Consider the following 13,969-nt stretch of genomic DNA (forward strand, 5'->3'; position numbering starts at 1 on the left):
ATAGTTCGATGAGCCGTTACCAGACACGTTTTCAGGCACGTGAGCATGCGGGCTCAGAGCTCGCCTGGGCGTTGCGCGCGTATCGGGGAACCGGTGCCCTGGTGCTGGCGATTCCGCGCGGCGGCGTGCCGGTCGGGCGCGTCGTGGCCGACGCACTGGGCGCTGACTTCGACCTGGTGATGGCGCGCAGGATCGTTCCTGGCGTAGCACTGGACGACTCTGGCGCGACATGGTGCACGGACGCAATGGACGCAAGTGGCGGCGCCGACAGCCAGCGTGATGCCCAGTTCGACCAGCTTCGCAGGCAGCGCGCCGTGTATACGCCGGTTCGCAAGCCGGCGGATCCGGGCGGTCGCGTGGTGATCGTCGTGGATGACGGCCTGGTGAGCGGCGCAACGATGTATGCGGCCCTCGCCAGCCTGCGCAAGCGGCACCCTGCCCGGCTCATATGCGCGCTCCCGATCGCCACCCCAGCCGGGCTGGACCGGGTCCGCGCGCTTGCCGACGAAGTCATTTGCCTGGATACCCCGGACCGCATCGAGAACCTCTCGCACTTCTATCATGAGTTCCAGCTGGTCAGCGACGACCGCGTCCGGCAGTTAACAGGGATACCGCCAGCGCAACCCCAGACCCACGCCCGGCCAGGTGCGGTGGCGGGCGTGCCGTCGTTGAGCAAGGCGATGCTGATTCCGTATCAGACCACTCGGCTGCGGGCCATGCTCGAAACGGCGCCGAACCCGGTCGGCGTCGCGGTGATGGTGTATGCCGGTGGCGCGCAACGCCGTGCAGCCCGAAGCCATTACCTGGCACGCAAGCTGCGCGCGAAAGGATTCGCCACCATGCTCGTGGACCTGCAGCCTGACAGCCGCGTCGACGACGCACCGGAATCGGAGGTCGATGAGCTGGTGGCAAGACTGGACCAGACTTTGAGCTTCCTGCGTACCGGGACGCCCTGCGCAAGCTTGCCTGTGGGCCTGCTAAGTACCGGCACCGCAGCGGCGGCAGCCCTGCGCTCGGCCGCGTGCGGCGCGACGCAACTCAGCGCCGTAGCCTGTGTTGCGGGGCGGCTGGATCTCGCGGGCAGCGCAACCCTGCGGCAGCTTGAAATCCCTGCCTTGCTGATCTGTGCCAGCGGCAATCCGAAAGACATCCAGATCAACAATCTTGCATTCGAACAGATGCATTGTCCGCGGCAACTGAGGCTCATCCCGACCAGCGGCCGCGGATTTGAAGACCGCAGGGCCCTGGAAGACATCGCGGCACTCACGATAGGCTGGTTCGAGCGGCACCTTGCGCCCCCGTCTTGTCCCCGGCTGGGTTACGGCGGATGACCTGGCGGGTTGCTCCGGGCTGTGCCTGATGCGTGAGGCTCAGCCTCAAAGACCGGGCAACAATCTCGGGACCAATAACGGTCAGCCCGTCCTTTGGCATGGGGCGAAAGCCGGCGCGGATCTCGATACTGCAGCGCCCTTACTCCACCCGCAGCATCCGCGCCTGTATCGCCGCTGCAAGTTCCATCAGTGGCTTGGCCAGCGCCGCCTCGACAGCACCGGCATCCTGGTGCGTGGATACGCTGACGTTCAGTACATGGACGGCATATTCGTCAAATCGCAATGGTGTTGCCATGGCCACAACCTGAGGCTGCCATGACGCCACGCAGTAGCCTTTCTCATGCACGGAAGACACCGCGGCATCGATTTCGCGTCGCAGCTCCCCCCAGCCGCGGCCGCGGTTCTTGTCGGCCATGGCCCTCATCATCGCGTTGAACGCCTCAGGTGCCAGCGTTGCGAGGTGCGCGCGGCCGAGAGAGGTCAGCGCCATCGGGATGCGCTGCCCGCTCACCACCGTGCGCAGTGACTGGCGCCGGTTGTAGCGGAACGACTCCAGGTAGATCATCTCGTCTCCCTCGGCGACCGCCAGTCCGACATTGATCTTGTGCCGCATGGCAACCTCGGCCATCATCGGCGCCGCGACCCTGAGAACCTGCGAGCCGTCGCGCATGGCATGCGCCATGCTGAGGACCGGCACACCCAGCCGGTAGGCCCGGCACTGCGGGACATACTCGAGCATGCCGGTCTCAATCAGCGACTGCGTCAGGCGGCTGACGGTCGAGCGGGACAAGCCGGTGCGCTCGGCAATCTCGCTGTTGCCGAGCATGGACGCGCCGGCGCGGAAGGCGCGCAGTACGGCAATGCCACGTTCGAGCGAGCGGTTGGGCGTCGCCTTGCCTTGGCCTGGTTTGATCCGTTCGATATTGACGGTGCTGTTTGGCATGACAGGGGATCACTGCGCACCAGTGACCGTTCTGGAAAGCGGCGTCCGGTGCATGCATTTGCTGGGTTGCACCCGCCGCAGGCAATGCTACTCGATGCCGATCTCCTTGTCCTTCACCGCTTGTGTTCGTCATGCCGGTGACCGCGTTGGCGCCGGGGCGCCGCTGCTCAGCCAAACAGGCTGACCACCGGCTCCGTCTCGACGTGCCAGATCTTCTGCGCCAGCCGGCGCGCGCCATCGGCGCCTATCACCGGCGCTGCCAGTTCGATCAGCTTGCCGTCGAGGTCGGCGTCGGACAGCGGGTCCTCCGGATCGCCCTTGCGATTTGGCTGCAAGTAGTCTGCCGTGGCCCCGTCCAGGGTTTCGATCTCAATCCTTGCCGCGCGCTTGCCAGGAAACCAGCCGTCGATTTCAGGGTCGACCTCGACAGTCATGCAGTCCATCAGCCGGCGCGTCTCGCTGTCCCACAACCGTTCCGGCGTGTAGGCCGACAAGCGCACGCTGCCATGCACCAGGGCGGCGGCGACGATGAACTTGAGGCTGAACTTGGCTTCGTTCTCGCTTCTGGGGTCGAGATAGCAGGCGATATCCAGCGCCGGACGATACGTGGCGACGCGGATGCGACGGATCTGGGCGGTGTCGATGCCCAGCTTCGCTTTCAGCGCCAGCGCGCCGTCGATTGCAGCAAAGGTATGGCCGCAGCCAACGTGGTTCTTGAAGGTCAGCCGGCAAATATGGAAGTCTTGCCCAAGCGTCGATGCCAGCCCGTTCCAGTCAGGGCCGTCCGACATCGCGCGCCCCATGCCGGTCTCACCGTCGAGCACATCGAGCGAACCGGTGATGCCGGCGATGGCGGCGCGGGCGGCCAGCAATCCGGCCTCCGCTGCGCGGCCTGCGTGCAGCGGCTTGGACATCGAGTCCATGCGGAACGCCTGCTGCAGCCCGGCTGCGAAAGTCGCCGCGGTCGCCAGCGCGTGGGCAAGCTGCTCCTCGTTCGCGCCATGGATGAACGCCGCGGCGGCCGCAGCGCCGAAGGTGCCGACAGTCGCGGTGCTGTGCCAGAAGCGATAGTGCGCCCGGCCCAGCACGACGCCGATGCGCGTTGAGACCTCATAGCCGACGACGATGCCCTTGAGCAGCGTTTCGCCGCTGGCGCCCGCGTCCTGTGCCGCAGCAATGGCGGCGGCAATGGTGGCGGCGCCTGGGTGATACATGGCATCACGGAAACTATCGTCGATCTCGGCAGCGTGGGCGGCAGCGCCATTGAGCAGCGCCGCGGCGCGCGCCGTGGCGCGTCGCCCCATTGGCAGGGTGGCGTTGCCGCGGCCAAGCTCTTCTTCCAGCACGCGCTGCAGGCGCTGGACCGCATCGGTGCCGATGCCCGGGAACAGCGCCGCATGCCAGTCGACCAGCGCGCGCTTCGCATGATGCAGCACCTCGGCTGGCAGCGGTCCTGCCTTGATGGCGCTGAAGAAAGGCCCAAAGACCTCGGTTGCATTCAAGATAGGTTCTCCTCAGCCGGCCTGCGCCGGCGTGTCGGGGAGCTGCTGCAGCCATGCCTGCAGCAGCCGGTTGACTTGTTGGTGGGCCTCGTACTGGACCCAATGCCCGGCGCCCGGCACCACGCTGACACTGACTTCGGGCGCGTCGGCTGATGCGTGCCGCGAATCGCGGGCGATCCCGGCAATCGATTCGGGCGACATGGTTACATCCGTTTCGCCCCAGATCATCAATACCGGGCCGGGAAAGCGCGCCAGCGCCTGCTGCAATCCGCCCGCACGCGAGATCGACTTGCTATGGAAGCGGGTCGCACGACAGGCACGCGTGTGGATGGCCACGGCTTCGCTGTCGATGGCGGCCGGGTCGGCGAACATGAATGCCGCCAGATTGTCGCGCATCGCCGCGGCAAGCGCGTGCGGATCTTGGCAGCGGCGCCAGTCGACCAGCGCCCGCGTCATGCGGCGCGGACCGCCATGGCCGGCCGGCCCGAGCAACGCCAGGCGACCGGCATCGATATCGCCAAGGCCCGCATGGGTCGCAAGGTGCGCCGCCACCAGCGCGCCGAAGGAAAAGCCCACCAGGTCGACACGGCCAGGCGATAGCTGGGCCAGCGAGCGGGCCAGGACCTCGACGAATCCCGGCAGGTCGGCGCGCGGCGCCGCACCTGAATCGCCAAAACCCGGCATGTCTGGCACCAGTAGCCGGCGGCTCCGGGACAACGGCCCGATATTGCGCATCCAGTGCTGCCAGTTGCCATGGCCGCCATGCAGCAGCACGCTCGCCGGGCCGGCGCCAAAGCTTCGCCAGATGATCTCGCACCCATCGACCGAGGTCACCAGGGCACCGTCGCGCTCGTTGCACATGCCAGGGTCCCGTCAGGGCTTGTCGTTGCCGGCCAGCACCGCCACGCCATCGGCGGCCACCACACCCTGCCCTTCGGGCAGCACGAACACGGGATTCATCTCCGCCTCGGCCAGCCGGTCGCCAAGCGTGGCGACCATGCGCGAGAAGGCGACGATCGCGTCGGCCAGCGCTTCCACATCCGCCTTCGGCCGGCCCCGGAAGCCCTGCAGCAGCCGGGCCGTCTTCAGGCGGCCGATCATCGCCAGCGCGGCGTCGCGGCTCAGTCCGCGCTCGCCAGGCAGCAGCCGCAGCGTGGTATCGCCGAACAGCTCCGCGGTCACGCCGCCCATGCCGAGCAGGATCGCGGTGCCGAGCGCGTCGCGGTGCATACCGAGGATCACTTCGACGCCGCCCTTGACCATTTCCTGCACCAGGAAGCGTTGGGGCGCGATACCCGTGGCCGACTGCACGTCGCTTGCCATTCTTGCCAGCCGCCTTGCCACCTCCGCAGGCGGGACATTGACGGCCACGCCGCCGACATCGCTCTTGTGGGTGATCTCGGCCGACAGGATCTTCAGCACGACATTGCCGCCGAAGGCTTGCGCAGCCGCCATCGCCTCGGCGCCATCGGCAACCACAACCTCCTTCGCAACCGGTACGCCGAAACCGGCGAACAAGGTCTTGGCCGCGGCTTCGTCGATCGAGCCGGTGCCATAGGCGGCGAGATCCGGCAACGGCAGCGTGGGGGTGCCCGCTTCGTCGACCGCACCGAGCTTGCCGGCACGCAGCATCGCGTCGATCGCCACCGTGCACGCCTCCGGCGCGGAAAACGCCGGCACGCCACGGCGATTGAGCAGCGATGCGACTTCCGGCGCATGCGGGCTCACGTACGCAATCACCGGTTTGTCACTATGGGGCAGGCAGTCGCGAATGGCATTGGCCATCAGGTCCGGCATGGCCAGGCTGGACGAGCCTACGATGACTGCGACCGCGTCGTAGCTCGGGCTGTCGAGCAGGATGCGGATCGCTGCGCGGAGCAGGTCGGGCTGCAGCCCGGCCAGGGTCACGTCGATCGGGTTGCGGTCGAGCGCCGCGTGGTCGCCCTTCTGCAGCGCGCGCAGCTTCGCCGCGGTCGCTTCGTCAGGGGCCGGGGTCTCGAAGCCGGCTACGCCCAGGCTGTCGGAGACCAGCGTGCCGGCGCCGCCGGTCGAGGTCAGGATCGCAACACGGTTGCCCGTCAGCTTGCGCCCGGTAGCCAGGGCCGCGGGCATGTCGAGCAGGTCCGAGAAGGTCTGCGCGCGAATCACGCCGACCTGTTCAAAGAGCGCGTCATACATGCGATCCGCACCGGCCAGCGCGCCGGTATGTGACACCGCGGCGCGCGCGCCACTCTCGGAGCGGCCGATCTTGAACGCCACCACCGGCTTGCCGGCGCGCGCCGCCTTCAGCGCCGCACGGCGGAAGGTCTCCGGGTTGCGCACGCTCTCGACATACAGCGCGATCACGCGGGTGGCCTCGTCATCGGCCAGGTAATCGATAAAGTCAGCCAGATCCAGGTCGACTTCATTGCTGGTCGAAACCAGCTTGGACAGGCCGATGCCGCGCGCCGCGGCGCGCGACAGCAAGGCGCCGAGGATGCCGCCGCTTTGCGACACCACGCCAATGCTGCCGGCCGGGAACTGGTCCATCTCCAGCGCGCCGCTGGCCGACAGCGGGATGTTGTCGGTCAGGTTGACCAGGCCGATGGTATTGGGCCCCAGCAGGCGCATGCTGCCGGCCGCCTCGATCAGCTCAGCCTGGCGCCGCGCGCCCTCGGCGCCGGTCTCGGTATAGCCGCTTGCCAGCACGATGGCCGCGCCCGCGCCGCGCGCCGCCAGGTCGCGCACCGCCAGGTGCGCACGCTCGGCGCCCAGCAGCACGATGCCGACGTCCGGCACTTCGGGCAGCGAGGCAATGTCAGGATAGCAAGGCAGCCCGTCGATCGACTCGACCTTGGGGTTGACCGGGTAGATCGCCCCGCTGAACCCATGCTTGCGCAGGTAGGAAACCGGGCGGCCGGCAGTTTTTGCGGGATCGGCGGATGCGCCAATCACGGCAACGCTGCGCGGCGTGACAAGTCGTTGGATGGCATTCATGTGGTCAGGCCTTGCTGGCGGTCTTGTTCAGGAAAGCCAGCACGGAGTCGCGATGCTCGGTGCTGGTGTAGCAGATGCCCTGCGCCTGGCTGCCCTGGGCGAAGACCTGGTCGGCGGGCAGTTCGAAGGACTGGTTCATGATGCTCTTGCCCAGCGCGATCGCGGTAGCCGAGCCCTGGCTCAGTTGCGCCGCCCAGCTCAGCGCATCGTCGATCAGCGCTTCGGGCTTGCTCAGGCGGTCCGCGATGCCGAGGGCCGCGGCCTCCTGCGCCTCGACCTTGCGGCCCGTGAAGACCAGTTCCTTCGCTGCCGACAGCCCTACGCGGCGCGGCAGGAAATACATGCCGCCACCGTCCGGGATCAGGCCCCGGTTGATATAGGACCAGGAGAACGACGCCGCTTCGGACGCCAGCACGAAATCGCAGCACAGCGCGGTATCGGCACCCAGCCCGGCCGCGGCACCGTTGACCGCGGCGATGGTGGGCTTGGGCATGGTGTGGAGCAGTTTCACGGTGTGGTGGACCCGCTGCTGGCGGCTCCAGCCGTTGAAGCCCACTTCGCCGATGGGCGCCTCCATGCGGCGCTGCATGCCGGCCACGTCGCCGCCGGCGCAAAAGCCCTTGCCGTTCCCGGTGAGCACCAGGGCGCGGATCGCCTTGTCCGCCGCCACACGCTCCAGCGCGTCGATGAATTCCGAGCGCATGTCGTCGCTCATGGCATTGCGCTTGTCGGGGCGGTTAAAGGCGAGCAGCGCGATGCCCGATTCGATCTTCAGTTCAATCAGGGAATAGTTGTCCATGGTCCTGTCCGGTACTGTGTGTGCGATCTGTTCTTTTACGAGTGCCGCGCTCAGTCGGCCGTGATGTGGGCATCCTTGATGACCTTGCTCCAGCGCTGGCTCTCGGCCTTGACGTAGCGGCCGAACTCGTCTGGCGTGCCGCCACCGATGGCAAGCCCTTCCTGTTCGGCGCGCTTGCGGAACGCGTCGGTGTGCACGGCCTTCTTCGCCGCGGCGTTCAGCCGCGTGATCACCGCCGGCGGCGTGCCGGCCGGCACGAACAGGCCATACCAGCTATCCGCCACATAATTGGGCACGCCGCTTTCCGCTATCGTCGGAATCTTGCTCAGCGCCGGCGCCTGCGAGCGCTGTGCGGTCGTGACCGCCACCGCCCGAAGCTTGCCGCTCTCCAGGTGCGGCGCGACCGCGGCTGCCGTGGCGAACATCACATCGACCTGCCCGCCGAGCAGGTCCGTGATCGCCGGGCCGGCGCCGCGATAAGGAATGTGGTTCAAGTCGACCCTGGCCATGTTCTTGAACAGCTCGCCGGCCAGGTGCGCCGAAGTGCCGGCACCTTGCGAGGCGTAGTTGAGCTTGCCCGGCTTGGCCTTGGCGGCCGCGATCAGGTCCTGCACGGTCTTGATGGGGCTGTCCGGCTTCACCACCAGCACGTTGGGCGAGCGGCCCACCAGCATGACCGGCGCGAACGCCTTCTCCGTATCGAACGGCAGTTTCTTGTGCAGGCTCGGGTTGACCGCGTGGGCCATCGTCGCCATCACCAGCGTGTAGCCGTCTGGCGCGCTCTTGGCCACCGCATCGGTGCCGATAATGGTGCTGCCGCCCGGCTTGTTATCGACGATGACGGGCTGGCCAAGGTCCTCGCCCATGGTAATGCCCATGGCACGCGCCACCAGGTCCGTGCCGCCGCCGGGGGCGAACGGCACCACCATGCGGATCGGCTTGTCGGGAAAGGCTGCGAGCGCCGGCAAAGGCGCTGTCGCGGCCATGAGGAACGGGATGGCTGCCTTGGCAAGCCGGCGGAACAATCCGGTGCAGAACGGATGCATGCTTTGTCTCCTGGAACGAGTCGGAACGCCGCGGCCATCACACTGCATGCACCGGGCGCGTTTCTTTGTTGGAGACAGCTTAGGCCCAGGCGGGCGATTCCACACCCCCACAATTCCACTGCATGGAATTCATGGGACGCCATCCCGCGCGGTGCCGGGCTGCCAGGCGTAGTGTTCCGCGAGATCGGCCAGACCACTGGCCGTGCCTGCCTGCAGGCCGCGCCATGCCATCTTTGCCATTTCCGACAAAGAAGCGAAGAAGGAGAAGCTATGCGAATCCTGTTTGCGGCCACCGCAGCAGTGGCGATCATGGCGGGTTGTTCGCCCGGCGCAACGCACGGCCGATTGCCGGGCGCAGGGAGTCGGCCGCGATGCGTGCTATACAGCCGAACAGAACCGGCAAGCGGCTATTGGCGCGGCAGCGGAGAAGCAAGCCCTGGAGAACGCGCAGAAGGCGAACGGATTGAAAAGCAAATGAGAAGTGTCGGGCGAAGACTGCTGGTAGCCTATGGCACCCGCTTCCCGAGGCGAAGGGGAACCGCTTAACTGCACCATCGACTTCCGCGGCAACCAATGCACCGTCCGGGCCGGCTCGCAGCTCCAGACCGTCGACCAGGCCAATGTCGCAGCCGTGCTCGGCCTGAAGCCGGAACAGGTGACGGCAGGCGCAATGGCAGGCTGCTATACACACAGCAGTCCACCCTCGCCAACTGGCACCGGGCACGCCCTTGCAGCGTGCCCGGATTGCAGACGCTTACTCGACCGCGATGCCTTTCTCGCGGATCACCTTGCCCCACTTGGCATAGTCCTGCTGGATGCGCTGGCCCATCTGCGCCGGCGCCTGGTAGTTGGCAATGGCACCGGCCTTCAGCAACTTGTCCTGTACATCCTTGTCGGCCAGGATCTTGCCGACCTCGCCCGACACGCGGTCCACCACCTCCTTGGGCGTTCCCGGCGGCGCCAGCAGGCCGCCCCAGGAAACGGCGTCGTAGCCCTTGAAGCCTTGCTCGGCAATGGTCTTGACGTCCGGCAGCATGCTCACGCGCTGCGGCGAGCCGACCGCGATGGCGCGCAGCTTGCCCGCCTGGATGTGCGGCAGCGCGGCGACGAGGTCGGCGTACATGATCGGGACCTGGCCACCGAGGGTGTCGCTGATCGCGGGCACGCCGCCCTTGTAGGGCACGTGCTGCATCTCGAAGCCGCCCATCTGCTTGAGCAGTTCCATGCTCAGGTGGCCGAAGCTGCCCGCGCCGGAGCTGGTGTAGTTGAGCTTGCCCGGCTGTGCCTTGGCCTGTGCGATCAGCTTGGGCAGGTCGGTCACGTTGGGCAGCAGCGTCGGGTTGACCACCACCACGATCGGCAGGTCATAGACGGTGGCCACGGGCGTGAAGTCCTTGGTCGTGTCGTAGCCCGCCTTCTTGTACAGGTGCGGCGCCAGCAGCGTGGGCGTGGCCAGCATCATCAGCGTGTAGCCGTCCGGCGCGCTCTTGGCTACCTGCGCTGCTGCGATGGAACCCGATGCACCGGCGCGGTTCTCCACCACGACGGGCTGCTTCAGGCGCTCGGCCAGCTTCTGGCCGACGATGCGCGACGCAGTATCCGTGGGCCCGCCCGGCGGGAACGGCACGACAAGCTTGATCGGCTTGCTGGGCCAGGATTGCGCGAAAGCGCTGCCGACCAGCAGCGGCACCGCGGCCAGGGCCAGAATGGCACGACGCCGGGAGTGGACCATACGGGTGAAATTTCGAGTGCGCACGATGTTGTTCCAGGTTGAATCAGTGCAAGGGAACCCAAGCCCCCCTTGCCGGGCAGGGCTGCGCGCACGCCCATGAGCGTCCGCGCGGCGCGAATACTCAGGCTTGCTGCGGTGCCTCGGGCAGCGTCAGCACGCCGCGGGCCTGCAGATCCTGCAGTTGCTCATCGCTCATCTGCAGCAGGTTCTGCAGTACCGCCCGCGTGCCCTCGCCCAGCGTCGGCGGCGCGTTGCGGATCGGCAGGCGCTGGCCATCCAGACGATATGGGGGCGCGAACACGTGCGTGCTGCCTGCCACGGGATGGGGCATCTCGCGCAGCAGACCACCCTCGCGGGTCCGTTCGCTGGTCAAAGCCTCGTGCAGTCCCGCCACCTTGCCGCAGGGAATGCCGCAGGCGGTCATGCGCTCGAGCAGCAGGTCGCGCGCAAAGCTGCGGATCAGGCCCGTGATCAGCGGGGTCAGCGTCTCGCGATTCCTGGCGCGCTCCACATTGGTGGCATAGCGCGGGTCCTCGACGATGTCCGGACGCTCGATAACCTGGCGGCAGAACTTGTCGAACTGGCTGTTGTTGCCCACGGCGATGATCAGCGGGCCATCGGCGGCCTCGAACATGCCATAGGGCACGATGGACGGATGGGCATTGCCATAGCGGGCGGGGTCGCGCCCGAGCAGCATGGCGTCCAGGCCGTAGTAGCCGGTGACCATCAGCCCGCAGTCGTACAGCGCCATCTCGATCAGCTGGCCCTTGCCCTTGCGCTCGCGGCGGAACAAGGCAGCCAGCACCGCCTGCGCGGCATACATGCCGGTCATCAGGTCCACCACGGCCACACCGAACTTCAGCGGCGGCGTGTCGGCTTCGCCGTTGAGTGCCATGAGGCCGGCCTCTCCCTGGATCACCAGGTCGTAGCCGGGACGCTTGGCCTCGGGGCCGCTGCTGTTGTAGCCGGAAACCGCGCAGTAGATCAGCTCGGGCTTGATCGCCTTGAGCTGTTCGTAGCCAAGGCCCAGCTTCTCGGCCCCGCCGGTCTTGAAATTGTGGATGACCACGTCGAACTGCGGCAGCAGGTCGTAGACGATCTGCACGCCTTCCTTGCTCTGCAGGTCCAGCGTGATGGACCGCTTGTTGCGGTTCATGCTGTTGTAGTAGGTGGTCTCGGTCTTGCCGATGCGCATGCCCCAGTCGCGCGTGTCGTCGCCGCGGCCGGGGTGTTCCACCTTGATCACCTCTGCGCCGAAATCGGCCAGTACCTGGCCACACAGAGGCCCCGCAAACACGCGCGAGAGGTCGAGTACGCGCACGCCCTCAAGCGGGAAGTCGATGCCTTGGGATTGATCAGGCGTCTGCATTGTTGGTCTCCATGGGCTGTTTCGAGGCACGAGCCGTCTGTGAATAATCGTAGCTTATGTCGGGCTGGCGTCACGCGATGCCGGCAGGGCTGCCACAGCGCAGCACGCTGGATGGCGCGTGCCGGAATCCCGAACGTCGGTACCGGTGATGAAGACCCAGCGCATCGCCGACGACGGGTGCGACAGAAGGAAGCAGAAGCTCTTCCTCGGGCGTGAAAGGTCCCCATCGCGGTCAGCCTAGCATTCTTGCTTGGATAAATGCGCTATACAATCCCTCTTCACATTGACAAAATGTTCAATAAAATTTGACAGTTGATCCTGGGGGCGGGCGAAGCGCAGTGCTCCCCCAGGCATTTGACCCATAACATTGATATTAGACGCGCGCGTCACCTTGCCCTCTTCCGGGATCCGGGCGCCTCGTCACACACCGACAATCATTCGAGGAGATTCCGTTGAAGCCGTCGAGCAAACACATTGTTGCGCTGCTGCTGGCCGTCGCCGGCACCGCCCACGCCGCCTATCCGGAGCGCCCTATCAAGCTGATCGTGCCGTTCCCGCCCGGACAGGCCACTGACATCTTCGCGCGCGCCCTGGCCGAGAGGCTGGGCAAGCAGCTCGGTCAGTCCATCGTGGTGGAAAACCGCGCCGGTGCCGGCGGCAACATCGGCATGGAAATGGCCGCGAAAGCCCCGGCCGACGGCTACACGCTCGTCATGGGCGGCAGCGCGATGGCTATCAACCAGACGCTGTACAAGAAGACCAATTACGATCCGCGTCAGGACTTCGCGCCGATCTCGGGTGTGTTCTCGGTGCCGCTGGTGTTCCTGGCCACGCCACAATCGGGCTTCACGTCATTGCGCGACCTGATCGCCAAGGCCAAGGCCGCACCGGGCAAGTACAGCTATGCCAGCGCTGGCATCGGCGGCACGCAGCACCTGTCTGCCGAGATGCTCAAAGCGCAGACCGGCGTGTTTATCGTGCATATTCCCTACAAGGGCAGCGGCCCCGCGCAGGCGGATTTCCTGGGCAACCAGATTCCGCTGATGGTCGATTCCGTGACCGCGGCCCTGCCGCTGATCCAGACCAACAAGGCCGTGCCGCTTGCTGTAACAACGTCAAAGCGCGTGCCGCAGTTGCGGTCGGTGCCAACCGTGCGTGAGGAAGGCGTACCGGGGTTCGAAGCGCTTGGATGGGCGGTGATGATGGCGCCCGCGGGCACGCCGCCGGCAATCGTCAATCAGCTCAATGCGGAGACGGTGAAGGCACTGCAATCGCCCGAACTGCACAAGTTCATTACGGATCGCGGGTCGGAGCCGATGCCGATGACTCCGGTTGAGACGGGGAAGTTTGTGGATAGCGAGATTCGGAAGTGGGCGACAGTCGTGAAGCGGTCTGGCGCAACGGCGGATTGAGGGGGCGAAGTGGTCGCCCATGCGCCATTCCTGGCGTCGCCGCCGGATGCCAGGCCAGCCGGTCGCCGCTTACAGCGGCCCCGGCAGCGTCTTCAGGCCAACCCAGAGCACCACGATGACAACATTGACCGGCACGCAGAGCGCTCCGGGCACGTAGAAGAGTGCTGACAGTGCAGGCGCGGACAGCACCAGCTCCACCATGCTACCCAGCCCGTAGCAGCAGACACCGCACCAGAGCCAGCGCCGCATGTACGTGAGCAGCCAATGTGCGCGCGCCTTGTTGAAATGCCAGGCGAGGGCTCGTTCAGCGCGGTTGCCCTTGCTGGCGTCCCGGTACAGCCAGCCGAAGAAGAAGTAGCGGTACAGCAGGGCGCGAAATGTCAGCTCTTGCGTCATCACTCATCTGGCCTCTGCCAGCCCATGGAGTGCAAAGATCTTCAAGCCCTCGCCGCATGCAGGAATGCCAGCGGCACAGGCCAATCGCCGTTCTGTTCAATATCATTGGTAGAAACGGCCGGCATGGAAGTCAAGCGTGACGCTTCCTGGGGGCATAAGCCGCCCGCGCCGAACCGGACTTTCCCCTATTTGGAGTAATCGGCCGGTCGTGCTACGCTCATCAGCGAGCGATACCCGTCCCGACGTCGTGCCCCGGTGGGGCCGCGCATCTGCAGGGCAATCCGCAGGGCGTTTCGGGCTCATTCTCATCGCTTATCCAAATTAATCTGCATTCGAACCTGAGCGGAATTTCTCCGCTCGTGGAGCCGTGCGCGCGAAAAACCGGCACGGATGACGTCGCGTCGTGACTGGCGACGCGACGTCATTTGTGGTTGGTCATCCTCTTGCGCATGCACCTCAGGGA

At 66.2% G+C, this 13,969-nt stretch carries 11 protein-coding genes; 2 read left to right on the forward strand and 9 right to left on the reverse strand.

What is annotated here, in order from left to right:
- The first annotated feature begins 8 nt into the window (after positions 1-8).
- The gene (locus AC3WLF_RS01705) at positions 9-1,331 is read left to right on the forward strand and encodes a phosphoribosyltransferase (protein ID WP_492357711.1); all 1,323 of its coding nucleotides are present in this window, start codon (positions 9-11) and stop codon (positions 1,329-1,331) included.
- 139 nt (positions 1,332-1,470) lie between these two features.
- Here AC3WLF_RS01705 and AC3WLF_RS01710 read toward each other — a convergent pair whose 3' ends face one another.
- From AC3WLF_RS01710 to AC3WLF_RS01745, 8 genes are all read right to left on the reverse strand, one after another.
- Positions 1,471-2,274 carry an IclR family transcriptional regulator gene (locus tag AC3WLF_RS01710; protein WP_492317022.1) on the reverse strand — a complete coding sequence of 268 codons (804 nt, stop codon included), beginning with the start codon at positions 2,272-2,274 and terminating at the stop codon, positions 1,471-1,473.
- A 167-nt stretch (positions 2,275-2,441) separates the two neighbouring features.
- A complete protein-coding gene (locus AC3WLF_RS01715) occupies positions 2,442-3,776 on the reverse strand; it encodes an MmgE/PrpD family protein (RefSeq protein ID WP_492317021.1) in 1,335 nt (444 codons plus the stop codon).
- A 12-nt stretch (positions 3,777-3,788) separates the two neighbouring features.
- Entirely contained in the window at positions 3,789-4,637 is an 849-nt protein-coding gene (locus AC3WLF_RS01720) for an alpha/beta fold hydrolase (protein WP_492357712.1), read from the reverse strand.
- A gap of 12 nt (positions 4,638-4,649) precedes the next feature.
- A complete protein-coding gene (locus AC3WLF_RS01725; RefSeq protein ID WP_492357713.1) occupies positions 4,650-6,752 on the reverse strand; it encodes an acetate--CoA ligase family protein in 2,103 nt (700 codons plus the stop codon).
- 4 nt (positions 6,753-6,756) lie between these two features.
- Entirely contained in the window at positions 6,757-7,551 is a 795-nt protein-coding gene (locus AC3WLF_RS01730; protein ID WP_492351296.1) for an enoyl-CoA hydratase/isomerase family protein, read from the reverse strand.
- Between the two features lie 50 nt (positions 7,552-7,601).
- A complete protein-coding gene (locus tag AC3WLF_RS01735; protein WP_492357714.1) occupies positions 7,602-8,597 on the reverse strand; it encodes a tripartite tricarboxylate transporter substrate binding protein in 996 nt (331 codons plus the stop codon).
- A gap of 754 nt (positions 8,598-9,351) precedes the next feature.
- Positions 9,352-10,329, reverse strand: a complete 978-nt coding sequence (locus AC3WLF_RS01740; protein ID WP_492351329.1) for a Bug family tripartite tricarboxylate transporter substrate binding protein — start codon at positions 10,327-10,329, stop codon at positions 9,352-9,354.
- A 121-nt stretch (positions 10,330-10,450) separates the two neighbouring features.
- Entirely contained in the window at positions 10,451-11,698 is a 1,248-nt protein-coding gene (locus AC3WLF_RS01745; protein WP_492357715.1) for a CaiB/BaiF CoA transferase family protein, read from the reverse strand.
- A 452-nt stretch (positions 11,699-12,150) separates the two neighbouring features.
- Between AC3WLF_RS01745 and AC3WLF_RS01750 the strand changes: the two genes are divergently transcribed.
- Complete coding sequence (locus tag AC3WLF_RS01750; protein ID WP_492317014.1) at positions 12,151-13,110, forward strand: Bug family tripartite tricarboxylate transporter substrate binding protein; 960 nt, start codon at positions 12,151-12,153, stop codon at positions 13,108-13,110.
- Positions 13,111-13,179: 69 nt separating this feature from the next.
- Here the strand turns inward: AC3WLF_RS01750 and AC3WLF_RS01755 are convergent, their stop codons facing one another.
- The gene (locus AC3WLF_RS01755) at positions 13,180-13,506 is read right to left on the reverse strand and encodes a hypothetical protein (RefSeq protein ID WP_492317013.1); all 327 of its coding nucleotides are present in this window, start codon (positions 13,504-13,506) and stop codon (positions 13,180-13,182) included.
- Between the last annotated feature and the right edge of the window lie 463 nt (positions 13,507-13,969).

Source organism: Cupriavidus sp. FW306-01-F10A (assembly GCF_058782785.1).